At 64.8% G+C, this 25,635-nt stretch carries 22 protein-coding genes, 2 tRNA genes and 1 pseudogene; 10 read left to right on the top strand and 15 right to left on the bottom strand.

Annotation, left to right across the window (positions count from 1 at the left end; translation table 11 throughout):
* Nucleotides 1-118: 118 nt before the first annotated feature.
* From AC1DVR_RS05940 to soxR, 6 genes are all read right to left on the bottom strand, one after another.
* Nucleotides 119-604 (bottom strand): DUF2244 domain-containing protein, encoded by a 486-nt coding sequence (locus AC1DVR_RS05940; RefSeq protein ID WP_477999616.1) that lies wholly within the window; start codon nt 602-604, stop codon nt 119-121.
* A gap of 182 nt (nt 605-786) precedes the next feature.
* Entirely contained in the window at nt 787-1,350 is a 564-nt protein-coding gene (locus tag AC1DVR_RS05935; RefSeq protein WP_477999615.1) for a hypothetical protein, read from the bottom strand.
* 1,009 nt (nt 1,351-2,359) lie between these two features.
* Nucleotides 2,360-4,027, bottom strand: coding sequence for a cytochrome c oxidase subunit I (gene ctaD, locus AC1DVR_RS05930; protein WP_477999614.1), 1,668 nt, complete (start codon nt 4,025-4,027; stop codon nt 2,360-2,362).
* Between the two features lie 438 nt (nt 4,028-4,465).
* Nucleotides 4,466-4,891 (bottom strand): c-type cytochrome, encoded by a 426-nt coding sequence (locus AC1DVR_RS05925; RefSeq protein WP_477999613.1) that lies wholly within the window; start codon nt 4,889-4,891, stop codon nt 4,466-4,468.
* Nucleotides 4,892-5,038: 147 nt separating this feature from the next.
* Nucleotides 5,039-5,701: a lipoyl(octanoyl) transferase LipB gene (lipB, locus tag AC1DVR_RS05920; protein ID WP_477999612.1), complete on the bottom strand. Its 663-nt coding sequence runs from the start codon at nt 5,699-5,701 to the stop codon at nt 5,039-5,041.
* A 51-nt stretch (nt 5,702-5,752) separates the two neighbouring features.
* Nucleotides 5,753-6,226 carry a redox-sensitive transcriptional activator SoxR gene (gene soxR, locus AC1DVR_RS05915; RefSeq protein WP_477999611.1) on the bottom strand — a complete coding sequence of 158 codons (474 nt, stop codon included), beginning with the start codon at nt 6,224-6,226 and terminating at the stop codon, nt 5,753-5,755.
* A 69-nt stretch (nt 6,227-6,295) separates the two neighbouring features.
* Between soxR and AC1DVR_RS05910 the strand changes: the two genes are divergently transcribed.
* The 8 genes from AC1DVR_RS05910 to speB all read left to right on the top strand — a co-directional run bounded on the left by AC1DVR_RS05910 (nt 6,296) and on the right by speB (nt 16,827).
* Nucleotides 6,296-6,679 (top strand): VOC family protein, encoded by a 384-nt coding sequence (locus AC1DVR_RS05910; RefSeq protein ID WP_477999610.1) that lies wholly within the window; start codon nt 6,296-6,298, stop codon nt 6,677-6,679.
* 60 nt (nt 6,680-6,739) lie between these two features.
* Nucleotides 6,740-6,826: transfer RNA gene (locus AC1DVR_RS05905), tRNA-Leu, on the top strand.
* A gap of 356 nt (nt 6,827-7,182) precedes the next feature.
* Nucleotides 7,183-11,103, top strand: a complete 3,921-nt coding sequence (locus AC1DVR_RS05900; protein WP_477999609.1) for a Hint domain-containing protein — start codon at nt 7,183-7,185, stop codon at nt 11,101-11,103.
* A 213-nt stretch (nt 11,104-11,316) separates the two neighbouring features.
* The gene (locus AC1DVR_RS05895; RefSeq protein ID WP_477999623.1) at nt 11,317-12,444 is read left to right on the top strand and encodes an ABC transporter ATP-binding protein; all 1,128 of its coding nucleotides are present in this window, start codon (nt 11,317-11,319) and stop codon (nt 12,442-12,444) included.
* Between the two features lie 98 nt (nt 12,445-12,542).
* On the top strand, nt 12,543-13,616 hold the full coding sequence (locus AC1DVR_RS05890; RefSeq protein WP_477999608.1) for an ABC transporter substrate-binding protein: 1,074 nt from the start codon (nt 12,543-12,545) through the stop codon (nt 13,614-13,616).
* A 55-nt stretch (nt 13,617-13,671) separates the two neighbouring features.
* A complete protein-coding gene (locus tag AC1DVR_RS05885; protein WP_477999607.1) occupies nt 13,672-14,937 on the top strand; it encodes an ABC transporter permease in 1,266 nt (421 codons plus the stop codon).
* A gap of 11 nt (nt 14,938-14,948) precedes the next feature.
* The gene (locus AC1DVR_RS05880; RefSeq protein WP_477999606.1) at nt 14,949-15,869 is read left to right on the top strand and encodes an ABC transporter permease; all 921 of its coding nucleotides are present in this window, start codon (nt 14,949-14,951) and stop codon (nt 15,867-15,869) included.
* Nucleotide 15,870: 1 nt separating this feature from the next.
* Complete coding sequence (speB, locus tag AC1DVR_RS05875) at nt 15,871-16,827, top strand: agmatinase (protein WP_477999605.1); 957 nt, start codon at nt 15,871-15,873, stop codon at nt 16,825-16,827.
* 130 nt (nt 16,828-16,957) lie between these two features.
* Here the strand turns inward: speB and AC1DVR_RS05870 are convergent, their stop codons facing one another.
* From AC1DVR_RS05870 to AC1DVR_RS05840, 7 genes are read right to left on the bottom strand one after another with little or no spacing between them, the layout of a single operon-like run.
* A complete protein-coding gene (locus tag AC1DVR_RS05870) occupies nt 16,958-17,893 on the bottom strand; it encodes an AEC family transporter (protein WP_477999604.1) in 936 nt (311 codons plus the stop codon).
* 46 nt (nt 17,894-17,939) lie between these two features.
* Nucleotides 17,940-18,746, bottom strand: coding sequence for an MBL fold metallo-hydrolase (locus tag AC1DVR_RS05865; protein ID WP_477999603.1), 807 nt, complete (start codon nt 18,744-18,746; stop codon nt 17,940-17,942).
* 10 nt (nt 18,747-18,756) lie between these two features.
* A complete protein-coding gene (locus AC1DVR_RS05860; RefSeq protein ID WP_477999602.1) occupies nt 18,757-19,581 on the bottom strand; it encodes a TatD family hydrolase in 825 nt (274 codons plus the stop codon).
* A gap of 3 nt (nt 19,582-19,584) precedes the next feature.
* Nucleotides 19,585-20,706, bottom strand: coding sequence for a DNA polymerase III subunit delta' (locus tag AC1DVR_RS05855; RefSeq protein WP_477999601.1), 1,122 nt, complete (start codon nt 20,704-20,706; stop codon nt 19,585-19,587).
* Nucleotides 20,703-21,317, bottom strand: a complete 615-nt coding sequence (tmk, locus tag AC1DVR_RS05850; RefSeq protein WP_477999600.1) for a dTMP kinase — start codon at nt 21,315-21,317, stop codon at nt 20,703-20,705. The genes AC1DVR_RS05855 and tmk overlap by 4 nt, the downstream gene beginning before the upstream one ends.
* Before the next feature lie 4 nt (nt 21,318-21,321).
* Nucleotides 21,322-22,473: a D-alanyl-D-alanine carboxypeptidase family protein gene (locus tag AC1DVR_RS05845; RefSeq protein ID WP_477999599.1), complete on the bottom strand. Its 1,152-nt coding sequence runs from the start codon at nt 22,471-22,473 to the stop codon at nt 21,322-21,324.
* Between the two features lie 13 nt (nt 22,474-22,486).
* Nucleotides 22,487-23,368: an SPOR domain-containing protein gene (locus AC1DVR_RS05840; RefSeq protein WP_477999598.1), complete on the bottom strand. Its 882-nt coding sequence runs from the start codon at nt 23,366-23,368 to the stop codon at nt 22,487-22,489.
* Between the two features lie 533 nt (nt 23,369-23,901).
* On the opposite strand from AC1DVR_RS05840, the gene AC1DVR_RS05835 reads away from it, so the two are divergent.
* Nucleotides 23,902-23,989, top strand: a tRNA-Ser gene (locus AC1DVR_RS05835).
* Nucleotides 23,990-24,480: 491 nt separating this feature from the next.
* Here the strand turns inward: AC1DVR_RS05835 and AC1DVR_RS05830 are convergent.
* Both AC1DVR_RS05830 and AC1DVR_RS05825 read right to left on the bottom strand, forming a co-directional pair.
* A pseudogene (locus tag AC1DVR_RS05830) lies at nt 24,481-24,610 on the bottom strand (transposase); the annotation flags it as partial.
* Between the two features lie 57 nt (nt 24,611-24,667).
* The gene (locus tag AC1DVR_RS05825) at nt 24,668-25,045 is read right to left on the bottom strand and encodes a VOC family protein (protein ID WP_477999597.1); all 378 of its coding nucleotides are present in this window, start codon (nt 25,043-25,045) and stop codon (nt 24,668-24,670) included.
* A 180-nt stretch (nt 25,046-25,225) separates the two neighbouring features.
* On the opposite strand from AC1DVR_RS05825, the gene AC1DVR_RS05820 reads away from it, so the two are divergent.
* Nucleotides 25,226-25,624 carry a winged helix-turn-helix transcriptional regulator gene (locus tag AC1DVR_RS05820; RefSeq protein WP_477999596.1) on the top strand — a complete coding sequence of 133 codons (399 nt, stop codon included), beginning with the start codon at nt 25,226-25,228 and terminating at the stop codon, nt 25,622-25,624.
* The last annotated feature ends 11 nt before the right edge of the window (nt 25,625-25,635 follow it).

The following is a 25,635-nucleotide window of genomic DNA, read 5'->3' as shown; positions in this document are numbered from 1 at the left end:
CGCAGGACCCGCGGCGCCCCCAGCGTGGCGCCCCTTTTTCCCTTCATCCGGACGAAAATATCCCGCGGGAGGTCTGGAGGGCGCGAAGCCCTCCAGCGCCGGGCGCAGGCTCGCGGCCCTAAAGCCGGGCAAGGCGGTATTCGAGGTCGTGCTTCAGGGCCACCCTTTCATCCTCGGTCAGGAAAGCGCCCAATTCGACCTCGCGCCCGTTGCCGGTCAGGGTCAGGTACTGCGGCACCGGGCCCGCGGTCGCATGCAGCGTCAGGCGCACCCAATGGGGGTTGGCCTCCCACGATCGGCTTTGCCGGCGGGGGCCCTTGCGGATCAGGGAGATCCGGGTCGGCGTCAGGGTCAGGACCTCGGTGATCATCCTGTCCTTGTGGTTGCGCGCCAGAGCTGCCCAGACCCCGGCCAGCGCAACCACCAGAAAAGGCAGCAGGACCCAAAGCCCCGGGTGGCCGATCTGGCTGAGGAGCGGCAGCAGAAACATCGCCGCTGTCACGGAAATGAACACCACCAGCCCGCGCGGGCCAAGCGCCTGATGCGGCCAGAGCGTCAGGGTCTGTGCCTCGGGCGAAGGGGATTGAGTCCAGCGATAGGGCATGGGTGCGAGATTAGCCCGCGCCGCCCAAAAGAAAAGGGGCGCCCGCAGTCAGTCTCTTGCCGGAACGGGTCGTGGCGCAGGGCTGACGGGGGCCACGGCTTGCCCCTGTCGCTGCCCTGCCGACCTTGCCCTGAAGCTCAAAAACCCGACCCGCTTGCGGAGGGGGCCGAAGCCGCCCGACCTCAGGCCGCTGCCGGCACCACGGCCAGGACGGTCACCGCCAAGGTGCCGTGTTGGCTGGAGAAGGTCAGCGTCTGACCATCGCCCTGCGCCTGCCCGAAGCCCGAGATATGGTGGCCCGCGGTATCATAGACCGTCACCCGCCCGCCCTGCGCCACGGCAAGACGCTGCTTCTGCGGAAAATAGGCGTAGCGCATGTCGTTTTGCGCGCCCTGGCTGGCCGGATGGCCCAGCTCCTCGGGCCAGTCGGAGGCGCGTGGGGCGAAGAAGGCGGTGGTGGACTCGGCGGTTTTCGCGAAGAGGTGGCCGTCGTGCAGGGCGCTGGCCAGATCGGCGCAAAGCGCGTTCACTTTGGTCTTGAGGTCGGTGTTGAACATGTCGCCCACCATGACCATGCCGCCCTGCCACTGGCCCATGCCGCCCAGCTCGGCGATGTCGAACTGCGCCTGATAGCCGTTGCCGCGCTCCAGCGCCTCCAGCATCTGCCGCGCCGTGGTCTCGGAGACATGGTGGCGAATGGCGGCCTCCGCCACGAGGTGTTGGCCTTCCGCGGTCAATGTGGTCATTTTCGGATCCTCCTCAGCAGGGGCGTGGCGGGCCGGGTTCAGAAAGTGGCGCCGCCGCTCGCTTCTCAACGCCCGGAGGGACGCCTGGTTCCCGCTCCGCGCTTCTGATCGGCGGGAGAGTGTCGCCGGGCGGGCCCTTGAGATCGGGGTGGCAGGAAGGGGTGTGAAAGGGAGGGGATTGCACGCGTGAAATATCGGGTAAAGTATTGAATTTACGTGATTATAGTGGAGCGCGTTAGGGTTTTGTTAATTCGCCATGGGAAGGAGACCTGCCCCGAACCAGCCGGCCAGCCCGAGCGGGACCCGTGGCAAAGGGCGGTTGGTTCGGCCAGAGGGCGGAGCCCCAACAGAATCTCCCGCCTTCGCAGGAACGGAGACCGAAGCACCATGACCCGCAAGTGACGGATCCGGTTGCGTGCTGGCGGTGGATGAGAGACCGGAAGGCGGGCTGTCACACTCCCAAGATGCGGCGGGCGACCCTGATCGGGTCAGGGATCACCCACAATCACAACGACTGATGAAGATGGGGTGATCGGCAGGATAGGGCATGTCTGTACGGGTATCGAGGGCGTGGGCCTCAATGGGTTGGATGCTGCGAGGTCGGGGGCAAAGGGCGCCATGCGCCTCGGTCAAACACAAGACTTCGACCAGCCATGTACTCAGGTAGGATGGGCAATTTGCCCATCTTCCCAAACGCAAAGGCCCTCGGCCTAGCCCCTTGCTTGCCCTTGGTTTGGCGCGCGGCTGCGGTGGGCGATCCTGATCGGTTCGAGGATCAGGCGGGGCCACGAGGGCTGATGAGCATGGGGTGATCGGCAGGATCGGGCCTGCCTGTACGGCCAACAAGGGCGTGGGCTGCAATGTGTGGGAGGTAATGAGTCTGGTGGTATAGGGCGCCATGGGCCTTGGGCAGACGCATGACCGCGGCGGGCCATCAGATCGCGTAGGATGGGCAATTTGCCCATCTTCCCGAAAGCAAAAGGCCCCGGTTTCCCGGGGCCTTTTTCGCTTAGTGGGCGTGGGAGTGGTCCCAGTCGCTCTGCTTGGGCAGCTGCTCGAACGTGTGTTCGGGCGGCGGGCAGGGCAGGGTCCATTCCAGCGTGTCGGCGTATTCGCCCCAGTAGTTGTTCACGGTGATCTTCTTGCCATAGCGCAGCGCCCAGAAGATCATGACGATGAAGAACACGAAGGAGGCGAAGCTCAGGAAGGCGCCGTAGGACGAGATCTTGTTCCAGTAGGCAAAGGCTTCCGGATAGTCGATGTAGCGGCGCGGCATGCCCTGACGTCCCAGGAAGTGCTGCGGGAAGAAGGTCAGGTTGGCGCCGATGAACATGGCCCAGAAGTGCAGCTTGCCGGCCCATTCCGGATACTCGCGGCCCGACATCTTGCCGAACCAGAAGTAGATCCCGGCGAAGATGCCGAAGACGGCGCCAAGGCTCATCACATAGTGGAAGTGGGCGATCACGTAATAGGTGTCGTGATACATCCGGTCGACAGGTGCTTGGCTCAGCATGATGCCGGTCACGCCGCCCACGGTGAAGAGGAACAGGAAGCCGAAGGCCCAGAGCATCGGCGTCTTGAACTCGATCGAGCCGCCCCACATCGTGGCGATCCAGGAGAAGATCTTCACGCCGGTCGGAACCGCGATGACCATGGTGGCCATCATGAAGTAGCTTTGCTGGGTCAGCGACATGCCCACGGTGTACATGTGGTGCGCCCAGACGACGAAGCCCAAGACCCCGATGGCGACCATCGCATAGACCATCGGCAGGTAGCCAAACACCGGCTTCTTGGAGAAGGTCGAGATGACATGGCTGACGATGCCGAAAGCCGGGATCACGATGATGTAGACTTCCGGGTGGCCGAAGAACCACAGGATGTGCTGGTAGAGGATCGGGTCGCCGCCGCCGGCCGGGTCAAAGAAGGTCGTCCCGAAGTTGCGGTCGGTCAGGAGCATGGTGATCGCACCGGCCAGAACCGGCAGCGACAGAAGGATCAGCCAGGCGGTGACGAAGATCGACCAGGCGAACAAGGGCACCTTGTGCATGGTCATGCCCGGCGCGCGCATGTTCAGGAAAGTGGTGATCATGTTGATGGCACCCAGGATCGACGAGGCACCCGACAGGTGGACCGCGAAAATCGCGAGGTCCATCGCATAGCCGTCTTCCTTGGACGAGAGCGGCGGGTAAAGCACCCAGCCAACGCCCGCGCCGTGACCACCCTCGCCACCCGGAGCGAAGACCGACAGGACACCCAGCGTGGCGCCCGCGACATACATCCAGTAGGACAGGTTGTTCATCCGCGGGAAGGCCATGTCCGGCGCGCCAACGTGCAGCGGCATGAAATAATTGCCGAAACCGCCGAACAGCGCCGGGATGACCACGAAGAACATCATCAGCACGCCGTGCGCGGTGATGATCACGTTCCACTGGTGGCCGTCCGGCGAACAGGTGGCGGCGGAGGGGATCAGCCGCAGACCCTCGGCGCAGAGGTACTGCACCCCGGGGTTCATCAGCTCCAACCGCATGTAGACGGTGAAGACGACCGAGATGAAACCGACGAGACCGCCGGTGAAAAGGTAGAGAACCCCGATATCCTTGTGGTTCGTCGACATGAACCAGCGGGTAAAGAACCCCTTCTGCTCATGGTCGTGGCCATGGATGGCTGCGTCGGCCATTGGCATCTCCCGTTGTCATTGCCTCATTGGGAACCGGAGTCGCCCCCTGTTCCGCCTAACCGGGTTCTAGTGCCCACAAAGACATTGGGCAATGGTCAATGGAATAAGACCACAGGAAATCAAGACCTCTGGCGTTCACAACACATCAGGTCAGCAAGACTTGACCGATGCCGGAGGAGCCGCCTGTGGCGGCGCTGTGTCGGGGAGGGCGTTTGGGGGGGATCCGCGCGGTTCGGGGGACGTGCCGGGGATGTGGGGCGTGCTGGTCCGGGCGACATTGCGGGGGCGCCAGGGTGGGGAATGCCGCGACGGCATGGCAGCGTGAAGCAGAGGCCTGGCGCAAGGCTTGAAGAAAGGCGTTCGGGTTTTGCTCCGAACGGCCGGGGGGTCTGTTTTGCGGGTCAATCGGGGCCGTGGTCCGGCCCCGATCGCGCTGCCTTACTGCGCCGGTTTGACCGAGGCGAGATAGGCTGCGACATCCTCGCCGCCGGTGGCGAGCTTGAAGCTCATCTTGGAATGGGCGCTGTCCTTGCCGGTCTTGGCCTTCAGCCAGGCGGTGGGGTCTTTCACATAGGCGGCAATCTCGGCCTCGTCCCATTTGGTGCCATCGGCGCCGGCGGCCACCGTGTCCTCGCCGTATTTGAAGCCGGGGAAGCTGCCGATCTGGCGGCCGACCACGCCATAAAGGTTCGGCCCGACGACGCCGCCCTTCTGGATCGCGGTGCCGTCATCGGCGATGATCGAGTGGCAGGCCTTGCATTTCTTGAACGTGTCCTCGCCCAGTTTCGCGTCTCCCGCGAAGGCGGGGGCGGCGAGGCTGAACAGGGCGGCGGTCAGGATCAGTCCGGAAAGCGGCAGTTTCATGGGGTAAACCTTTCGGAAGGGGCCGGGCCGCGCGAGGCTGCGCCCGGCCGGAAGAATGCGGCGCGGTGACGGGCAGAGTTATCCGAACGCCGGCACAAGACAAGGGGACAGAATGTCACCTGCGACCATCGTCTGAGGCGGGAGGGGTCAGCCTTGCGGCGGATCGGGGAAATGCAGGGGAAACTCGGCCAGCAGGGCTGCGTCCAGATCGGCCATCGTCACCGGCAGGCCGAGATCGACCAGGCTGGTGACGCCATGGGCGCGGATGCCACAGGGCACGATGCCGGAGAAATGCGAAAGGTCGGGCTCCACATTGATCGAGATGCCGTGGAAGCTGACCCATTTGCGCAGCTTGACCCCGATCGCCGCGATCTTGTCCTCGCGCAGGGTGCCGTCGGGGTTGGGCGCCTTGTCGGGCCGCGTCACCCAGACGCCGACCCGGCCTTCGCGCCGCTCGCCCGTGACGTTGAATCGGGCGAGGGTGCCGATCACCCAATCCTCCAGCGCGCGCACGAAAAGCCGCACGTCGCGGCCCCGGGTGTTGAGGTCGAGCATGACATAGGCCACGCGCTGGCCCGGCCCGTGGTAGGTATATTGCCCGCCGCGCCCGGCCGTGAACACGGGAAAGCGGGACGGATCGGTCAGGTCCTCGATCTTCGACGAGGTGCCGGCGGTGTAAAGCGGCGGATGCTCCAAGAGCCAGATCGCCTCGGGCGCGGTGCCGGCAGAGATTGCCGCCGCCCGCGCCTCCATGGCGGCCAGGGTTTCGGCATAGGGGGCGAGACCGGGGAGGTGGCTGAGTTCGGGCATGGGCGATATTTAGGGCCTGCGGCAGGGCGGGGCAAGCTGCTGTGGGGGCCCTCAGCTGGGCGGCTTGTCCAGAAGGCGGGGGCCGGGGCCGTCGCGGCCCTTCACGTCCTGCGGGTTGTAGAGCGCGCAGCGGTCCAGCGACAGGCAGCCGCAGCCGATGCAGCCGTCGAGAAGATCGCCGAGCCGGGTCAGGGCGGCGATCTTCGCGGTGATCTCGGCGCGAAAGCCGGTGGCGATGCGGGTCCAGTCGGCCCGATCAGGCGCGCGGTCGGCGGGCAGGCGCGCCAGGTGGCCGGCAATCGTGGCCAGGGGAAAGCCCAGGCGCTGTGCCGCCATGGCAAAGGACAGCCGCCGCAGGTCGGCCCGGCTGTAGCGCCGATGCCCGCCCGCGTTGCGCCCGGGGGCGAGGATGCCGTGCGTCTCGTAAAACCGGATCGCCGAGACGGCGAGGCCGGTGCGCGCCGCAAGATCGCCGATGGTCAGGGATTTGGCAGGTTGCGGCTTGGCAGGTGTTTCGGGGTGCATTTTGTGCTTGATCTCAAGTTAACTTGAGGAATTAGACAGGGTGTCGCCGCATGAAACAAGGAGAAGATCATGACGCGACTGGAACATGTGAACGTGACGGTGAGGGATTCGGTGGCCACCGCCGGGGTGCTGTGCGACTTGTTCGGCTGGCACATCCGCTGGCAGGGCAAGGCCAAGAACGGCGGCCATACCGTGCATGTGGGCTCGGACGAGGATTATCTGGCGCTTTATACGCCCGTGGATGCGCCGGTGCCTGCGCCGGACGCGGGTGGGATTCTCTCCGGTCTCAACCATATCGGCCTTGTGGTGCAGGATCTGGACGCCGCCGAGGCGCGGATCAGGGCGGCAGGATATGTCACGGAAAACCATGCCGATTACGAACCGGGCCGCCGTTTCTACTTTACCGAAGCGAACGGGGTGGAGATTGAGGTGATCTCTTATGCCCAGGTGTAAATTGCCCCTTTCCTTCCGCTTTGGGCTTCGCTAATAACCCCGCACCCAGGCCGGATCAGTGCGGATGTGGCGGAATTGGTAGACGCGCAGCGTTGAGGTCGCTGTTCCTTAACCGGAGTGAAAGTTCGAGTCTTTTCATCCGCACCAATCCGGCCCGGGTGGCCTTCACGGCCAGAGGCGCAGCAGGCAGATCAAGCCGGGCACAGCGCCAGACACCCCCCTCGAAAATCTTGCGACGGTGACAGAGGGTGCGATCACCTTTGCTGTGCCATCGCTAAAATACCTATAAAATCCGTGATTTAACCGCGCATTAGCGGTTTGTGCGGCATCTTGCGCTTTCCGGTATGGGGCCGGTCGGGTGTGAGGGTGTGATGGGGAAAGCGATGTCAGGCTGCGCCGGTTCGGCGCGGATTTCAAAGCCTTTGTCCGCAGGGCAATTTTCGTCTGCAATGGCCGGATCTGCGGCCCGGATGCGCTGTGCGCTGTTCGGGGAGGCCTGAGTCATGGCCACAACCTTCAACTGGATCTACCTCGGCACCTCGGCCACCCAGCTTGACCCGCTGGAGCTGAACGGCACGGCAGAGAACGTAGGCTCGCTGGTCGGCAAGACCTATGGGGCGGTGGGCGATCCGCTCTATCACCATGTGACCTCGGTCACGGTCAACGATCTTTCGGGAAGCTTCGGGTCGCTCGACGCCGACAATGCCCTGACCTGGGACAGTTTCACCACCAACATCGGCAGCGGCACCAACACCTATACTTTCGACACGATGGTCGTGGTCGACGGGACGATCACCTATGCCGATGGCACCACGGCGACGGGGTCGTTCAAGGTCGTGCAGGATGCCACGGGCAAGCTGTTCCTCGCGCCGGACACCGGGACCGGCACCCTGACCACCCTGCTGGAGGCCAAGCCGATCGTCTCGCTGTCGATCACCGCCGCCCCGGACTCGACGGCCTACAACATGACGGATGACCGCTATGTGACCGGTTTCGACGATGGCTATGTCGACGGCACGGCCGGCGGCGATCTGATCAACGCGGGCTATGTCGAGCCGGTCGTCGGCGGCACCGACAAGGTGGACAACAATGATGCCGGGCTCGGCGCGGTCGGCAATGACGACATCATCCGCGCCGCGGCGGGGAATGACAGCGTTTATGCCGGGATGGGCAACGACTCGGTCTTTGGTGGCGATGGCAACGATCTGGTCTATGGCGGCGCCGGGGATGATTCGATCCTGGGTGAGCTTGGTGACGACACGCTTAATGGCGATGCCGGCAATGACACGCTTTATGGCGGGGCGGGCAACGATCTGCTGGATGGCGGCGCCAATGACGACCTTCTCTTCGGCGACGACGGCAATGACACGCTCTACGGAGGCGCGGGCAACAACACGCTGTTCGGGGGCCTGGGCAATGACAGCCTGAGCGGGGGAGACGGCAACGACAGTCTCAGCGGCGACGATGGCAACGACACGATCTATGGCGGGCTTGGCAACGACAGCATCGCGGGCGGGATCGGCAGCGACAGCCTGATGGGCGATGCGGGCAACGACACGATCTATTTCGGCGCGGGCAACGATTCGGTCTTTGGCGGCACCGGCGACGACCTGATCGACGACCAGAACGGTGCGATCCTGACCGGCGAGACCTATATCGACGCGGGCGACGGCAATGACACGGTTTGGGTGGGCGATGGCAATGGCGTGCTTTATGCCGGGCTGGGCAATGACCTGCTCTATGCCGAGGGAGGCATCGACAGTGTCTACGGCGGCGGTGGCAATGACGAGATCTATGGCGGCAAGGGCAATGATGTCATCTATGCCGGCGCCGGCGATGACGCGGTGCACGGCTATGCCTTCGAATCCTCGGTCACCGGCAATGCCGACAACGACCTGATCTTTGGCGAGGCGGGCAATGACGCCCTGGCCGGGGACGAGGGCGACGATACGCTCTACGGCGGGGTGGACAATGACCAGCTTTGGGGCTGGTACGGCAATGACAGCCTGAGCGGCGACGAAGGCAATGACGCGCTTTACGGCGAGGCGGGCAATGACACGCTGTCGGGTGGGCTGGGCAACGACCAGCTTTACGCGGGCGACGGTAACGATTCGCTGAGCGGCGGCGACGCGGCCGATCTGCTGGCCGGCGGCAATGGCAATGACGCACTGTACGGTGATGCCGGCAATGACCAGCTTTATGGCGATGCGGGCGACGACCAGCTTTATGGCGGCGACGGCAATGACAGCCTGACCGGCGGGACGGGGAACGACCAGCTTTCAGGCAAGAACGATGCCGACCTGATGGATGGCGCCACCGGCGACGACCAGCTTTGGGGCGATGATGGCAATGACACGCTGTCGGGCGGGCTCGGCAATGACATGGTGCAGGGCGGCGGCGATTCCGACCTGATCTATGTCACCGCGGGCGATGGGACGGACCAGCTGTTCGGCGGCGAAAGCGGGCTTGATTCCGACACGATCTCGTTTTGGGACGGCGGGACGGGGCAGGGGGTCAATGTCACCTTCAACGGCTGGGAATATGGCACCTATACGCTGGCCGGCGGCGGCTCCGGTCAGTTCTGGGAGATCGAGGCGATCTCGGGCACCAATTCCGCCGATACGATCACCGGCGCAGGCGGTGGCGCGCTGACGCTGCTGGGCGGGGCGGGCAATGATCAGGTCACCGGCGGCGACGGCAACGACCTGATCTATGGCGGCACCGGCGAGGATACGCTGGCCGGCGGCCTTGGCGACGACAGCCTGCTGGCGGGCGATGGCAATGACAGCCTGACCGGCGGCAGCGGCAACGACTATCTGGCGGGCGAGGCGGGCAATGACACGCTGATCGGCGGCGCGGGCGCCGACCTTCTGGACGGCGGCACGGGCATCGACCTTGCCGACTATTCGGCCTCGGGGGCGGGGGTGACGGTCAACCTGACCACGGGCACCGGCGCGGGCGGCGATGCGGCGGGCGACACGCTGACCGGGGTCGAGAACATCACCGGCTCGGCCTATAACGATGTGCTGACCGGCGATGGGGCGGCCAACCTGATCACCGGTGGCGCCGGGGTGGACCAGATCTATGGCGCCGTGGGTGATGATCAGCTGAGCGGCGATGCGGGCAACGACCAGCTCTGGGGCGGCGACGGCAACGATTCGCTTTATGGCGGGGCCGACAATGACAACTTGAGCGGCGATGCCGGCAATGACCTGCTTTATGGCGGTGACGGCAAGGACACGCTCTCGGGCGGGGCTGGCAGCGACAGCGGCTATGGCGGGCTGGGCGACGATGCCGTGATCGGCGGCGGCGGCAACGACCTGCTGGCCGGCGGCGACGGCAATGATGCCCTCTCGGGCAGCACGGGCGATGACAGTCTTTATGGCGATCTGGGCGATGACGACCTCTCTGGCGGGGCGGGCAACGACCTGATCTTCGGCGGCAGCGGCAATGACACGATCAGCGCCGGCACCGGCAATGACACGCTGGGCGGCGGCGACGGCAACGACCTGTTCCGCTTTACCGCGCTGGGCGGAGCGAACCAGATCAGCGACTTCGGCATGGGCTTGACCAATGGCCATACCGCCGACCAGCTGGATGTCTCGGGCCTGACCAAGGCCGATGGTTCGCCGCTCAAGACCTATGACATCACGGTGTCGGACGACGGCCACGGCAACGCGCTTCTGACCTTTCCCGATGGCCAGACCCTTGTGCTCGCGGGCGTCAGCCCGGCTTCGGTCGCAAGCCCGGGGATGCTGCATGCGATGGGGGTGCCGTGCTTTGCCAGCGGCACGCGGATCGCCACGCCGCAAGGCCCCCGCCTGGTCGAGGATCTGGCGCCCGGCGATCTGGTGCTGACCCAGGACGGCGAAGCCCCGGTCCTGTGGCACGGCCAGCGCCGTCTTGCGGCGGCTGATCTCGTCGCGCGCCCCGAATTGCGCCCGATCCGGCTGAAGGCGGGGCATTTCGGGCTGGAGCGCGACCTGATCCTGTCACCGCAGCACGGCGTCCGGCTGGGCGATGTGCTGATCCGCGCCCGCCACCTGGCGGAAGCGGGCCGCGGCGCCCATGTCGCGCGCGGCATCCGCTGCGTGACCTATCACCACATCCTCTTGCCGCGCCACGCGCTGGTCCGGGCCGAGGGCGGATGGAGCGAAAGCTTCTACCCCGGGTCCGAGGCCTTGCGCGCCCTGCGCTGGTCCGACCGCATCGCGCTGGCCCGGGTGATCCATGCCAGCGCCGGCAGGCAGGGCCGCGCGCTGGCCGCCGACCTGCTGGCCAGCTACGGCCCGCGCTGCCTGCCGCTCTTGACCGGGCGGGAGGCACGGATGGCGCTGCAACTGGAGGAGGTGTCGCTTTTGACAATACATGTCCCGATTCCACCCCGTTTGATCGGACAGATTCGGGCCGTGCAGCCGGCGTGACGGGCAAAATCGCAGGCGCAAAACGCCACTTTTATGCTCGCCTTGTCGTTTCTTTGGCCAATTCCGGCGGAAAATCCCGCATTCTCTTCGGTTTGCCGCGCCTAAACTTGTCCCTCAAGAAGGCAATTGCAATCAACTCGGGCAACGGCTTAAGTCTTGAGCAACAAGGTCGGCGAACGACCAGATAAAAACGGGGAGAACGGCTTGGCATCCATTGGGGCATCCACTGGCGCAGCGGCAAGCATTGGCAAGGTCGCAAACGACGCATTCGTCGTCTTCGATCACGTCCAGAAAAGCTATGACGGCGTCGCTTTGGTCGTCAAAGACCTGAACCTCAACATCGGCAAGGGCGAATTTCTGACCATGCTCGGGCCGTCGGGGTCGGGCAAGACCACCTGCCTGATGATGCTGGCCGGGTTCGAGACGGCGACCCATGGCGAGATCACGCTGGACGGGCGTCCGATCAACCAGGTGCCGCCGCACAAGCGCGGCATCGGCATGGTGTTCCAGAACTACGCGCTCTTTCCGCATATGACGGTGGGCGAGAACCTGTCCTTCCCGCTGGAAGTGCGCGGCATGGGCAAGGATCAGCGCGAGGCCAAGGTGAAGCGCGCCCTCGACATGGTGCAGATGGGCGCCTTCATCAACCGCCGTCCGGCCCAGCTTTCGGGCGGCCAGCAACAGCGGATCGCCCTGGCCCGCGCCCTGGTCTTCGATCCGGCGCTGGTTCTGATGGACGAACCCTTGGGCGCGCTCGACAAACAGCTGCGCGAGCATATGCAGTTTGAAATCAAGCACCTGCACGAAAACCTCGGGATCACCGTGGTCTATGTGACCCATGACCAGGGCGAGGCCCTGACCATGTCGGACCGCGTCGCCGTCTTCAACGATGGCCGCATCCAGCAATTGGCCAGCCCACAGGATCTGTACGAACGCCCGGAAAACAGCTTCGTCGCCCAGTTCATCGGCGAGAACAACAAGCTGCGCGGCAAGATCGAGGCCATCTCGGGCAATACCTGCAAGGTGCGGCTCAAGACCGGCGAGCTGATCGACGCGACCCCGGTCAATGTGACCACCACCGGGGCCGAGACCGTCGTCTCGATCCGGCCGGAACGGGTGGAGTTCAAGACCGAGCTTCTGCCGCCGGGCGCCACGATGATCGACGCCACCGTGCGCGAGGTCATCTACATGGGCGACCTGCTGCGCACCGTCCTCTCAGTCGCCGGCGCCGATGATTTCGTGATGAAATCGCGCAACTCGCAAGGTCAGCAGGTGCTGAAGCCGGGCGAGAAGATCAGGATTGGTTGGGCGCCCGCCGACGCGCGCGCGCTTGATCTGTAGGATCCCCGGGGCAAACCGGGGTACCGCGTCATGCGGTTCAGGCCATGAAAATCGCCACAAGAAACCAACACAAGAATACAACAACGGGAGACGTCTCTATGAAGAAGCTTCTTATCCTCTCGACCGCTTTGTCGGTGGCCGGCTTTGCTGCCCGCGCTGACATCACGGTCGTGTCCTGGGGTGGTGCCTACACCAAGAGCCAGGTCGAGGCCTATCACAAGCCCTTCACCGCCGCGACCGGCATCAATGTGATCTCGGTTGACGCCGACAACCCGGCGCCGATGGTCAAGACCCAGGAAGAAGCCGGCAACGTCTCGGTCGATGTGGCCGACGTCGAATATTCCGACGCCGTGCGCCTGTGCGACGAAGGCATGCTGGAGCCGATCGGCATGGACGCGCTGCCGGCTGGTGCCGATGGCACTGCCGCCAAGGACGACTTCCTGCCCGGCGCCGTGACCGATTGCGCTGTGGCGACCATCGTGTTCTCGACCGTGTTCGGCTATGACACCAGCAAGTTCACCGGCGAAAAGCCCACGACCATTGCCGACTTCTTCGACACCACCAAGTTCCCCGGCAAGCGCGGCATGCGCAAGGGCGCCAAGGCCAACCTCGAAATGGCGCTGATGGCGGATGGCGTGCCGGCAGCGGACGTCTACAAGACCCTCGGCACCCCGGAAGGCGTCGACCGCGCGTTCAAGAAGCTCGACACCATCAAGAAGGATGCTGTCTGGTGGGAAGCCGGCTCCCAGGCGCCCCAGCTTCTGGCTGACGGCGAAGTTGCCATGACCACCGCCTACAACGGCCGCCTCTTCTCGGCAGCCATCGCCGACGGCAAGCCCTTCGCCACCGTCTGGGATGGCCAGGTCTATGAATACGACCTCTTCGTGGTTCCGAAAGGCGCCCCGCACAAGGAAGACGCGATCAACTTCGTGAAGTTCGCGACCTCCACCAAGGCGCTGGCCGATCAAGCCGCCTGGATCTCCTATGGTCCGGCCCGCAAGTCGTCCTCGGCTCTGGTTGGCAAGTTCAACGACGGCAAGACCGACATGGCCCCCTACATGCCGACCAACCCCGACAACATGAAAAACGCCGTGGCTTCGTCCTATGAATTCTGGGTCGACCATGACGCGGAACTGAACGATCGCTTCAACGCCTGGCTGGCCGCGAACTGATTTTCCCGGCGGGCGCCCTACAGCGCCCGCCCTTTTTCTGTCTGATGAAGGTATGATGATGGCTGTGACCGAGGCTTCAAGCGTTCAGGTGCTGACCACCGCAGACGGCCGCCCTTTGAAAGAGGCGCTGGCCTCGGCCCAACGCCGCGCGAAATGGCGGGCTTTCCTATTGGTGCTGCCGCTTCTGGCCTTCATCCTGGTCACCTTCGTCTCGCCGATCGTGCAGGTTCTGCAGCAATCGGTCTACAATCCGCGCTTTGCCGACAACATGCCGGGCATGGTGAAATGGTTCGCCGAGAACCCGGTCGGCACAGCGCCCGACGAGGCCGCCTACACCGTGCTGGTCGACGACCTCAAGGCCGCCGCCGCCGCCAAGACCGTGGCCGTCGCGGGTGAACGGGTGAACTATGCCCTGCCGGGCACGCGGTCGCTGTTCACCAAGGCCGGACGCGAGGCCAAGAACCTGGTCCCGCCGTTCAAGGAGGCGCTGATCGCCGTTGACCCGCAATGGGGCAGCCCCGAGCTTTGGGGCGCGATGCGGCAGGTCTCGCATGCCTATACCGCCGATTTCTTCCTGAACGCAGTCGACCTGAAACGCGATCCGAACGGTGCCATCGTGCAGGCCCCGCCCGAGGAACGCGTCTATCTGACCCTTTTCGTGCGCACCTTCGCCATGTCGGCGCTGATCACCGTGCTGTGCCTGATCCTGGGCTATCCGGTGGCGCATCTTTTGGCCGTGCTGCCGATCCGCACCTCCAACCTTCTGATGATCCTGGTGCTGCTGCCGTTCTGGACCTCGCTTCTGGTGCGGACCACGGCCTGGATGGTGCTGTTGCAGGGCGGCGGGGTGGTCAACTCGATCCTGGTAGCGCTTGGCGTGATCACCGAGGATGGAAGGCTGGAGATGATCAACAACCGGATGGGCACCACGATTGCGATGACCCATATCCTTTTGCCCTTCATGATCCTGCCGCTTTATTCGGTGATGAAGCCGATCCCGCCGTCTTATGTGCGCGCGGCGCGCAGCCTGGGCGCCAGCTCCTGGACCGCCTTCCGCCGGGTCTATTTCCCGCAGACGGTGCCGGGCATCGGGGCGGGAACGCTGTTGGTCTTCATCCTGTCGGTCGGCTATTATATCACGCCGGCCCTGGTCGGCGGTTCGACCGGCACGCTGATCTCCAACATGATCGCTTTCCATGTGAACAAATCGAACAACTGGTCGCTGGCGGCGGCGCTGGCCACCATCCTGCTGGTGGCGATCATGCTGCTGTACTGGCTTTATGACCGCATCGTCGGCATCGACAAGATGAAGCTCGGGTAAGGGGAACATCCATGGCACTTCCGATCTATGCCTCGCCCCTCGAACGGGTCTGGTACTATACGTTCCGCGGCATCTGCGCGGCGATCTTCCTGTTCCTGATCGCGCCGATCCTGGTGGTGATCCCGCTCAGCTTCAACGCCGACAGCTTCTTCACCTTCACCAAGGGCATGCTGGAGTTCGACCCGGCGGCCTATTCGCTGAAATGGTACGACCTGATCCTGACCTTCCCCGACGTTCCGACCGATGTGCCGCGCGATGCTTCCTGGTGGGGCATCGTCTGGCAGAAGGCGGCCTGGGTGCTGGCGGCGAAGAACTCGGTCATCATCGGCTTCTTCGCAACGATCATCGCGACCTTCCTCGGCACGCTGGCCGCGCTTGGCCTGTCGCGCCCCGAGATGCCGTATCGCAAGGCGATCATGGCCGTGCTGATCTCGCCGATGATCGTGCCGGTGATCATCATCACGCTGGGCCTGTTCTTCTTCTACTCGGATATCGAGGTCAACAAATGGGGCGTGCCCTATCTGGGCGTCATCCTCGCCCATGCGACCCTGGGCATTCCCTTTGTCATCATCACGGTGACGGCGACGCTTCTGGGCTTTGACCATTCGCTGACCCGGGCTGCGGCCAGCCTCGGCGCTTCGCCGTCCACGACCTTCTTCAAGGTCATCATGCCGCTGATCACCCCCGGCATGATCTCGGGCGCGCTGTTCGCCTTTGTCACCTCGTTTGACGAGGTGGTGGTGGTGCTGTTCGTCGGGCGCAATGACGAGCAGACCATCCCGCGCCAGATGTGGAACGGCATCCGCGAGCAGATCAGCCCGGCGATCCTGTCGGTGGCGACGATCCTCGTGGTGATCTCGATAGCACTTCTGGCGACGATCGAGCTGTTGCGCCGCCGCTCGGAACGCCTGCGCGGCATGAGCCCGCAGTAAGATGGCCAATTCCTACGACAGCGGCCGCCTGAACCTGCCCTTCGTCGGCATCGCGACCTTTGGCAAAAGGCCCTATGTCGAGGATTGGTCGGCGATTGCGGCCGATGTCGCCGTGATGGGCGCGCCCTTCGACTTCGGCACCCAGTTCCGGGCAGGCGCCCGCTTCGGCCCGCGTTCGGTGCGCGAGGCCTCGACGCTGTTTTCCTTCGGCCATGCCGGGGCCTATGACCACGAGGATGACGCGACCTACCTGCCGCAATCGGTGCGCATCGTGGATATCGGTGACGCGGACATCGTCCACACCGATACGGCCAAAAGCCATGCCAATATCCGGACAGGGGTTGAGGCGATCCTGAAGGCCGGGGCGCTGCCGGTGGTGATCGGCGGCGACCATTCGGTGAACATCCCCTGCATCGAGGCTTTCGCGGGGCAGGGCGATATCCATATCCTGCAGATCGACGCCCATCTCGATTTCGTCGATGAACGCCACGGCGTGCGCAATGGGCACGGCTCCCCCATGCGGCGTGCGGCGGAAAAGCCCTATGTCACGGGGCTGACCCAGGTCGGCATCCGCAACGTCTCCTCCACCGCGAAGGACGGCTATGACGCCGCCCGTGCCATGGGCTCCGATATCCTCTCGGTCCGCCAGTTCCGCGCCTTGGGGCCGGAACAAGTCGTCGCCCGCATCCCCAAAGGCGCCCGGGTCTATGTGACGCTCGACATCGACGGCTTCTGCCCCTCGATCGCCCCCGGCACCGGCACGCCAAGCCACGGCGGCTTCCTCTACTACGAGGTCCTCGAACTCCTGCAGGCCGTGGCCCAAAGCCATGAGGTGGTCGGCATGGATCTGGTGGAGGTCGCCCCCGACTACGACCACAGCCAATCCACCGCGATCCTCGCAGCTCAGATCCTGCTGAACTTCCTAGGCTTCATCTTCCACGCCAAGGGCCGGCGTTAAAACCCGCGCCCCCCCTTTCATTGGTCCATAAATATCCCACGGGTGCGCAGCAGTTTGGTGCGAAGCACCGAAGAAACTGCGGAGTGGCGGGGGGTGTGAAACCCCCCGCTTCCCCAGAGGCAAAGGGCGTTCAGGGCAGCACTTGCAGCCAGAACCAGGCCGTCACCACCGACAAAGCCGTGGCGATCAGCACCGCCGAGGCATTGGCCCGCCGACCCACTGCGTAAAGATGCGCAAAGAGATAGGCATTGGCGCCGGGCGGCATGGCGGCCGTCACTGTGGCCGAGCGCAGCGCCGCGACGTCCAGCTGCAAAAGCCGCCCCAGCCCATAGGTCGCGACCGGGTGCAGGAACAGCGACACGCCGACGATCAGCGCGATTAGCCCCTTGTCGCCCTCGGGCCGGTAGCGGAACAGGACACCGCCGAGGCCGAAGAGCGCGGTGGGCAAGCCCGCCTTGCCCAGCATGTCGGTCGCCGCATCCAGCGCCTCGGGCATCGGGAAATGCACGATGTTGATGATGAAGCCCAGGGTGATCGCCAGCACCAGCGACTGCGAGAAGATGGCCTTCACCACCTTGCGGCTCAAAGCCCCGGCGCTCAGGCCCTTGCCGTGGTTGCGCACCATCTCCATCAGGGCGATCCCGCAGGCATAGAACATCGGCGAATGCATCGCGATGATCGCGTAATTGCCCGCCAGCGCCGCCGTGCCATAGGCGCGCTCGGTGATCGACAGGCCCATGAGGAGGGAGTTCGAGAACATGCAGGCGAAACCGGTCGTCACCGCCTCTTCCAGCGGGCGCTTGAACAGCTTCCAGGCGCCGAAGAAGCCGGCGGCGAAGCACAGGAAAGCCCCGGCGTAAAAGCTGATCAGAAGGCCGGGGTCAAAGCTGGTCTTCAGATCCAGCTGGGCGATCTGGCGGAACAGAAGGCAGGGCACCGCGATGCCTTGCGAGAATTGCATCAGCGCGTCCACCGCGCCTTCGCCCATGCCACCCCAGCGCGCCAGCGCATAGCCCGCCCCGATCACCAGAAAGACCGGGAGGATGACGTCCAGCAGAATTCCCATGGGGCAGGTCCGTTTCTTGGCAGGGGCCCGGTGGTCTGGGCAGGTCTCAGGCTTGGTTCTCGAAGGTGAGAACCATGCCGTCATAGGCGGGGTCGATCCCCTTGGGCAGTTCGGCGCGCAGGGTCTCGTAATCCATGTCGAGGTGCATGTTGGTCAGGACGGCACGCTCGGGCCGGGCGCGGGCGATCCAGCCGAGGGTCATGTCGAGATGGGCATGGGTCGGATGCGGCTTGCGGCGCAGCGCGTCGACGACCCAGACGCCGAGGCCGTCGAGCAGCGCCCAGGCCGTCTCGGGCAGGGCCACGGCATCGGGCAGGTAGGCGAGGGGGCCAATGCGGAAGCCAAGCGCGTCAATCGCACCATGGTCGGCAACAAAGGGCGTGAAGCTGATGGCGCCAGCGGGCCCCGGCACCGCGAAGGGGCCATGGCCGATGCTGCGCAGTTCCAGGATCGGCGGATAGGGCGAATCCTCGGGCTGGACGAAAGCATAGCCAAAGCGGGCGATCAGCGCGTCTTCGGTTGGGCCATCGGCCCAGACCGGCAGGCGCTGGCGGGTGTTGAAGACGATCTGGCGCAGATCGTCGATGCCATGGGTGTGGTCGGCATGGGCATGGGTGAAGACCACCCCGTCCAGCGTGCCGATCCCGGCATCGAGCAACTGCTCGCGCATGTCGGGCGAGGTGTCGATCAGGACGCGGGTCCGCTTGTCGCCCACGATCCGTTCAACCAGCATCGAACAGCGGCGGCGGCGGTTCTTGGCGTTGGTGGGGTCACACTCGCCCCAGTCGCCGCCGAGGCGCGGCACGCCGCCCGAGGAGCCACAGCCGAGGATGGTAAAGCGCAAGGTCGCCATCACGCCCCCGTCACGCTGCTTGGGCAGCACGGGCCGCCTTGGTGAAGAGACGGTCGAAATTGGCGGAGGTGGCGGCGGCGAACTCCGCCTCGGTCACGCCGAAGACCTGCGCGCCGGTTTTGGCGGTGAAAGCGGTATAGGCGGGCTCGTTCCTTTTGCCGCGATGGGGGATCGGAGCGAGATAGGGGCTGTCGGTTTCCACGAGGATCCGGTTGAGCGGCGCTGCGGCGAAGATGTCGCGGAGATCCGAGGATTTCGGGAAGGTCGCGATGCCCGACATCGACAGGTAAAACCCCATCTCCAGCGCCGCCTGAGCCAGGCGGGGACCAGAGGAAAAGCAATGCAGAACACAAGGATAGGGGGCGATCTTCATGCCCTCTGTCAGGATTGCCTCGATATCCTCATCCGCCGCGCGGGCGTGGATGATCAGCGGCAGCTGGGTCTCCTGCGCCGCCTCGATATGGAGGCGGAGCGAGGCTTTTTGGATCTCGGCGCTGTCGGCGGTGTAGTGGTAGTCGAGGCCGGTTTCGCCCAAGCCCACGAATTTCGGGTGTTTGGCATAGGCCACAAGCTGTTCGACGGTCACGGCAGGTTCGGTTGCCGCACTCATCGGGTGGATGCCCGCGGCGTAGTAGACGCCCTCGTAAGCCTCCGCAATCGCGCGGACCTCGGGTTCCTTGTGCAGCTTGGTGCAGATCGTCACCATGCGGGTGACGCCGGCGGCGCGGGCGCGGGCGATCAGGGCATCCAGCTCGCCGTCGAAATCGGGAAAGTCGAGGTGGCAATGGCTGTCGACCAGTTCGAAGGGGGCGACACGTTCAATCGGGGTATTCATCTGTCACCTTTGGGCGACCATTGCCGCCGTCTCGTCGACCTTCAGGACCATATCCATGAGAAGGGCGGCAGGGTCAAGATTGACCGCCTTGCCTTTGCGCGCCCTGAGGCCCAAATGCTGCGCGAGATCGGCCCAGAGCCCGGCGGCGCCCGGAAATGCGGCAAGCCGTTCGATCAGAGCGGCCTCGCCCTTGGCAGCCTCTGGCGGCAGGGCGCGGATGGCTGCGGCGCGGGCAAGGCGGGCGAGGAAGGCATCCATCAGGGTGACGGTCAGGTCAAAGGCCTCGGGCGTCTTGCGGTTGGCTCCGGCCTCGGCCAGAAGGCGCGCCAAGGGGCGGTCCATCTGCGGCACGGTGGAGAACAGGCGCACGATGGCGGCGTAAAGCTTCAGCCCGTCGAGGTTGGAGAGCTTGAAGGCCGCGCCGACCGAACCGCCCGCCAGTTGGGCCAGCGCCTCGCGGTCGTCAGGGGCAATCTCGGCCCCGGCTTGGGCCAGCGCCTCGGCCAGATCGGGCGGGGAGAGCGGGGCCAGCCGCAGATCGCGGCAGCGCGAGCGGATCGTGGGCAGAAGGTCGGCGGGCTGGTGGCTGATGATCAGGAAGGTGACCTTGGCCGGGGGTTCCTCCAGCAGTTTCAGGATGCCGTTGGCGGCGGAGCGGTTCATCTCGTCGGCGGAATCGATGATCACCACGCGGCGCCCGCCATCGGCGGCCGAAAGGCCGAGGAAATTGCGCAGGGCCCGCGTCTCGTCCACCGTGATATCGGCGCGCAGGCGGTCGGCCTTTTCATCATAGGGGCGACGGAGGAGGAACAGGCGCGGCTCGGACATGGCGAGCATCCGGTGGGCCACCGGGTCGCTGTCGGGGATGTCGAGGGTTTCGGGCTTCGGCGCCGCGAAAAAGCCTCCGTCGCCTTCCGGCGTGGCCAGCAGGAACCGCGCGAGACGCCAGGCCAGGGTGGCCTTGCCGACCCCCTTGGCGCCAGAAATCAGCCAGGCGTGGTGCAGACGGTCGGAATTGAAGGCGGCGAGGAAGGTCGCCTCGGCGCTCCGATGGCCGAAAAGGTGACGGGTCTCGCGCGGATGGGGGGCGCCCTCCAGCCGGTCGGGTTCGGGAATATCGCTCATCCCAGATGCGAAAGGGCGAGGGTTTCGATGACCTTGGCGATCTCGTCCAGCGGGCGGGTGCCGTCGATCACCTGAAAACGCGGCGCCTTGGCCAGCATCAGGAAGCCGTCGCGCATCTGGGCTTGCAAGGCCAACCCCATGTCTTCAAAGCGCATCTCGGTCCCGGCGCGGCTTTGCGCACGGGCTAGGCCGAGTTCAGCGGGCAGGTCGATTAGGAAGGTCAGGTCGGGTTCGACGCCGATCATCAGGGCATGCAGGCGGTCCACCACCTCGGCAAGATCGCCGCGCGAGATGCCCTGATACATCCGCGTGCTGTCGGCGAAGCGGTCGGTGATCACCACGGCGCCCCGCGCGAGGGCGGGGCGGATGGTCTTTTCCAGATGGTCGCGGCGGGCGGCGGTGAAGAGCAGGATCTCGGTCTCGGCCGACCAGCGGTCGGCGGCACCCTCCAGCACAAGACGGCGGATCTCCTCGGCGCCGGGCGAGCCGCCGGGCTCGCGGGTCAGGACGACCTCGTGGCCCGCCGCCCGCAGGTTTGCGGCCAGAAGCCGGGCTTGGGTGGATTTGCCGGAACCGTCGATGCCTTCGAAGGAAATGAACCTGCCGCCCATCCCGTCACACGCCGTAGCGGCTGCGCAGCTGGGTCAGGGCCACCATGACGCGGTCCATGAAACCCGCCGGCCCGATATCGGCGCTGGCCAGAAGATCGACATGGTGATCGGGCATCTCGGGCAGGTGGATGACCAGATCGGCCAGCTTGGTGCCCTTGGCGATCGGCGCCTTGATCGGCCCGGTATAGACCACATCGGCCGAGACGCCATCAGCGGCCCCCGCCGGGATCAGGAGCTTCAGATCTGCCGCCGGAACCAACCCGACCGTGTCAGCATTGCCCAGAAACACCTGCGCCTGCGCCACTTCGGTGCCGGCCTTGACCACGGTCTTCAGCGCGAACTGGCGAAAAGCCCAGTTGGCGATCCGCTCCGCCTCTTGCGCGCGGTCCTTGTCCGAGGTGACGCCGTTGAAGGCGAAAACGATGCGCCGGTCGCCCTGCTTGACCGAACCCACCATGCCGTAACCGGCCTCTTCGGTATGGCCGGTTTTCAGCCCGTCGGCGCCAATCCCCAGCTTCAGCAAGGGGTTGCGGTTGTTGGCATTGGCGGGCGAGCGGTTCTTGTAGTTGTAGTCGGTTTCCGAAAAGGTCGGGTAAAGCTCGGGGTAGGTCGTGATGATATGGACCGAGAGCATGCCAAGGTCGTGCATGCTCATCCGCTGACCGGGGTCGGGCCAGCCCGAGGAATTGGCGAAGCTGGACTGGTTCAGCCCGAGGGTCTTGGCCCGCTCGGTCATCTTGCGGGCGAATTCCTCCTCCGAGCCTTCCAGCCCCTCGGCCACCACGGTGCAGGCGTCGTTGCCGGAATTCACGATCATGCCCTGGATCAGTTCCTGCACCGTGGGCCGGTCGCCTTGCTGCAGATACATGGTCGAACCGCCAAGCGCGGTAAAGCTGACCGCCTTGGCCGAGACGCCGAAGGTCGTGTCCATCTGGACCCGGCCATCCTGCAGCGCCTCGAACAGCATCTCGACCGTCATCAGCTTGGACATCGAGGCGGGCGGAACCGCCTCGTCGCCGTTCTTGTCCAGAAGCACGGTGTTGGTGGTCATGTCATAGACCCAGGCATGGGTCGCGGCGGTTTCAAACGCGCGGGCCGGGCCGGTTGCCAGCACGGCAAAGGCCACAAGGCAGGTGAAGCGACGGAAGAAGGTCATGGGTAAAGTCCTTTCAACGTTTCAGGACATAGGCATCCGCAAAGCCCGCGCCCTTGATCTTGGCCAGCATGGCCGCGTCGCCGCGGACGGTGACGCTCCACAGCGGTTTGCCATGGCTGACCTCTTGCGAGGTGGCGCCCGTGATCCCGGCCTTGGCCAGAACCGAGGCCGCCCGCTTGGCATTGGCCTCGACCGAGAAGATGCCGACCTGGATCAGGCTGCCCCCCGAGGCTGCGGCTGCGGCTGCGGCTGCGGCGGCCGGTTTGGCGGGTGCGCTGGCGGCGGTGGTTGCGGTCATCAGCGGATCGGTGGCGGGCTTTTGCCCGGTCTTTGCGCCCGCTTTTGTCGGCTTGGCCGCGGCGGCGTCGATGGCGCCGGAGGCGGTGGCCACCACATCGCCAGCGCCGGGCTGAACGGCCTCATTGGCATCGAGCAAAGGTTTCGTGGCGTCGGGCGCCTTGGAGGAGGCCTCCTCGCGGCGCAGCGCCGTCACGCTGATCGCGGCGGGCTGGCCCGCCAGCAGACCCAGCGCTTCGGCGGCATCCGAGGACAGCTGCAATTTCGGACCCGGCAGCGAGGCATCGCGCTGGAACAGCCCGCCGATGACGAATTTGCCATTGGCCGGGTTGCGCATGATGACCCGCTCGGGGTTTTTCGCACTGGGCGAGGCGACCCAGACCCCGCCGAGCGAGGGGCGGCCATCCCAAAGCGCCTTGTCGGTGGCCTGAAACACCTCGGGCGCCTCGACATCGCGGTCGACCAGACGAACCGAGGTGGCAGAGCTTGCAGCCCCCGTCCCGATGTCTTCGGTCACCGGCGTGTTTCCGCTGCCCAGCGCGCAGGCCGCAAGCCCGCAAACGGCCGCACCCGCCACGATCCAAGATTTCAGCATCATTCCTGCCATTCCAAGCCCCATGCTCTCGCGCGGTCTGTCGCCGCGCTTACCTGCCACACCACTCGTCCAAGCCAGATCTGGTTGGCAGATCAAGGCCTTGCGCCCGTCACCGCCGATAGCCCACCCGGTCTGCCCAAGGCCATTCCCGCCCCGGACCCCCGACAAGACCCCCACCCCCGCGATCCGGGCCGCTGTTCAGGCGCCCGCGCTGCGCCGCCTGGTTCCTGCGCCATCATAGCGGCAGAAACATCAGCAGGGAAGGGCGGCTCTGTGCCGGGCCCAAGGCCGGGCGGAAATCACCCGCAGCCGACCGATGGCCCGTTTTGCCCAGGGGGATGCCCCGCGCGGCACTGCGCCCGCAAGCGCCGATCGGGGCCAGAACTGCCCCTTTCAGAATCGCGGCGGCTTCGTTATGCCGCTCAAGCCTGCCAAGGGACCGGAGAAAGCGCCAAGCGAGGGAAGCCCCTCGGGCCAGCCGCCCCTTCAGGCAGACAGCGACCAGGCGGTGACGGGCCCCGGCCCCAAACCCCTCCGGAAGGGTGGCAGAGTGGTCGATTGCTCCGGTCTTGAAAACCGGCGATGCGCAAGCATCCGTGGGTTCGAATCCCACCCCTTCCGCCATCGCCCAAATATCGATTTGGCAGGGACGTGGGAACTTCTGGATTGGCTTGTTGAACCCGATGTTGGGTTTTCGTCATCGCTGACCTTGTGCCCGACTTTTCCTCAGCAGGAGCGTGGACTGCCCCCATTGAGTGGTCCGGGTTGAATGTTAGTGCATGGTCGGCCTCGGGTCGATCGGGACGGGGCACGGGGCACTGCTCTTCCCGCCAGGTCCAGAACGGGCGCTTGTGATTGACCGCGCGGCCGCATGCAGCCGCCGAGAGCCGAACCTTTGCCGCACGGGGTTAACCTGGGGGGCACCTCATAGCGCATGGCCGTCCGGCTCCAGCCGATCACGCGGCACGTCCGCCGCTCGGTCATCCGGTGACCCGCCACCAGATGCGCGACCGCTGGCTGCTTGGCGGCGGGACTTATCGTCGTCAAGGCCCTGCAGCCGCTTGGCCGCGCTGACATCCAGCCCGCTTGCCTCTCCCGCCACTTGCAGACGGTCGCATCGCTGACGCCATGCTTTCGGCACGGATCGGCGACGGAAACCCCCGCCTCATGCTCTTTCAGAATGCCGATGATCTGGCCTTCGGTGAGCCTGCTGCGCTTCCTCTCTGGTCTTTTCGGTTGGGCCAGAATCTGCTTCGAACTGGATCGGCCGCGGGGGGCAACGTCAGCGTTCGAAGGGGCACGTCAGCTTTTGTGAACGACTTCAAAGGAATATCCGTCGGGATCGATCACGTCGGCGGCGTAGTAGCCGGGATAATATTCCATCCGCGCCCGAGGCGAGATATTGTCCTTGGCACCGGCCGCGATGGCAACCTCGTAGAATGTGTCGACGAGGGCATTGCTCTCGGCCATGAAGCCCCAATGGATCGCGTCAGGGTTCGGCGTTCCTTGCTTCAGCCAGAAGATGGCGCGCTGGCCGTCGCCGAAACCCCAGAGGTCCGGATGGCCGTTTTCTCCCTTGTAGGGCAGGAAGAAGCCGATGTTCAGCGGTTTGAGTGCTGCCTCATAAAAGGCGAGCGATCTGTCGATGTTGCTGACGGTCAGGATGATGTGGTCAAGCATGGGACTCTCCGATCTTCTGGTTTCAGGCGCAAAGCAGCCCTTCGCCTCTCAACCAGACGATGGAGAGGTCGGCATATGGGTCGCGCTGTTTTGGCTAATGTTTCGTAAGTGACTTCTATATCGTGAGTTTATTTGCGACAAGAACGCACGTAGATGTCGGCTGCTAACAGGGATGTAAGCATGAGCAAAACAGCCGCCAAACGTCAGCTGGAGCCCGGACTCCTGTGCCGGAATGAAGATCCGATCATGTTTCGCGAACTGCTGACGAAAGTCGGCGACAAATGGAGCATTTTCACCATGCTTGCGCTCTCCATGCTGCCGGGAGAGCGTGCCCGATTTTCCGAGCTGAACAGATCGATCCCCACAATATCCGAGCGGATGCTGGCATTGACCCTGCGCAACCTGGAGCGCGATGGACTTGTCACGCGGGAGCTTTTCCCGGAGATTCCGCCCAGGGTCGAATACGAACTTACCGCCATGGGGCAGGGCCTGTTGCCGGCACTGCAAGGTCTGGTGGACTGGGTTGCCGAGAATTCCGACAAGGTCAAAAACGCCCGCAACACGTTCGATTCCAGATAGGCGCGCGTGGT

Source organism: Rhodobacter sp. P2_H5 (genome assembly GCF_056403335.1).
Note: the sequence above shows the minus strand (reverse complement) of the source record. Positions and strands in the feature narration are given on the sequence as shown.